This is a genomic window from Kiloniella litopenaei, from assembly GCF_000982415.1.
In the GTDB taxonomy this organism is placed as follows: domain Bacteria; phylum Pseudomonadota; class Alphaproteobacteria; order Kiloniellales; family Kiloniellaceae; genus Kiloniella; species Kiloniella litopenaei.
Genome location: NZ_LANI01000052.1, coordinates 1 through 1269, shown reverse-complemented (window position 1 = coordinate 1269; position 1269 = coordinate 1). Strand labels below are relative to the sequence as shown.

The 1269-nt window shown below is 51.1% G+C and carries 1 protein-coding gene; it reads right to left on the bottom strand.

Translation table 11 applies throughout. The features are described 5' to 3' along the window. Positions 1-1269, bottom strand: a 1269-nt coding sequence (locus tag WH95_RS20045) for a methyl-accepting chemotaxis protein (protein ID WP_046510229.1), incomplete at both ends; no start/stop codon positions are given.

Sequence of the window (1269 nt, the reverse complement as noted above, 5' to 3'; positions counted from 1 at the left end):
CCGCCCGGTGTTGTTGGTTTTGAAAAAACCAATCATTTCGGACAAACCTTCGGCCTGTTCTTCCAGCGTACGGGCAGCAGCCGAGCTTTCCTCGACCAGAGCAGCATTCTGTTGGGTCATCTCATCCATTGCTGTGACTGCCGCGTTGATTTCCTCAACACCAGATGCCTGCTCCCGGCTGGATGCGGCAATCTCGGAAATGATATCTGCAACGCGCTTGGATGAATCAACAATCTCTGACAGGGTGTCCCCGGTTGATCGTACCAAAGTAACCCCTTCCTTGACCTGATCATTGGCTTCCATGATCAGGGTCTTGATATCCTTGGCTGCTTCACCCGAACGCTGTGCCAGTGTCCGAACTTCGGCCGCAACCACAGCAAAGCCTTTGCCGGCTTCGCCAGCTCTGGCGGCTTCAACCGCGGCATTCAGGGCTAGAAGATTGGTCTGGAAAGCAATTTCATCAATAACACCAATGATGTCCGAAACCTTCTGTGATGCCTGCTCAATACCCGTTACGGCAACCACAGCCTCTTGAACAACCTCTCCCCCTCGTTCAGCCGTTTCTGTCGCGTTGAGGGCCATCTGGTTTGCTTGTTGAGCACTATCGGCATTCTGTTTTACCGTGGTGGACATTTCTTCCATAGACGCTGCGGTTTGTTGCAGGCTGGACGCTTGTGCTTCGGTCCTTTGCGACAGATCCATGGAACCGGATGATATTTCTGTTGAGGCAGAGCCTATTTCATCTGTGGTGGTGATGATTTCCCCAACAGTTTCAGACAAGCGTTTTGATGTCTGGTTGACGTCCTGCTTCAGGGTTTCATACATACCAGTATAGTCTGTCGTGATTTCGTGTGTCAGATCCCCGCGCGAGAGGGATGAAAGGGCTGTTGCCACGTCATCAATGACATCGCTGACGTTTTTGTTTAGAGAATTCAGGGCATTGGTCAGGGCGAGCATAAAGCCTTCTTTACCTTCAGCCGAGAGTGATTTGGTAAAGTCACCTTTAGAGATGGCATTGACCATCTGATCGACTTCGGCCTCGATAGCAAGTTCAGCTGTAATGTCTGCCCATTCGACGACTGTGCCCAAACGTTCTCCGTCCTGGTTGGTTATCGGGTTGGCAATAAGATCAAAGGTTCTGCCACCAACATTAATTCGTCCCTGGTATGTTGTGGTCAGGGCTTCGAGCATGGTGCGTTGATGGGCGGGGTTTTTATGGAACCGATCAATACTGCCGCCCAGAAGCTTGTTGGTATCAAATCCCACAAG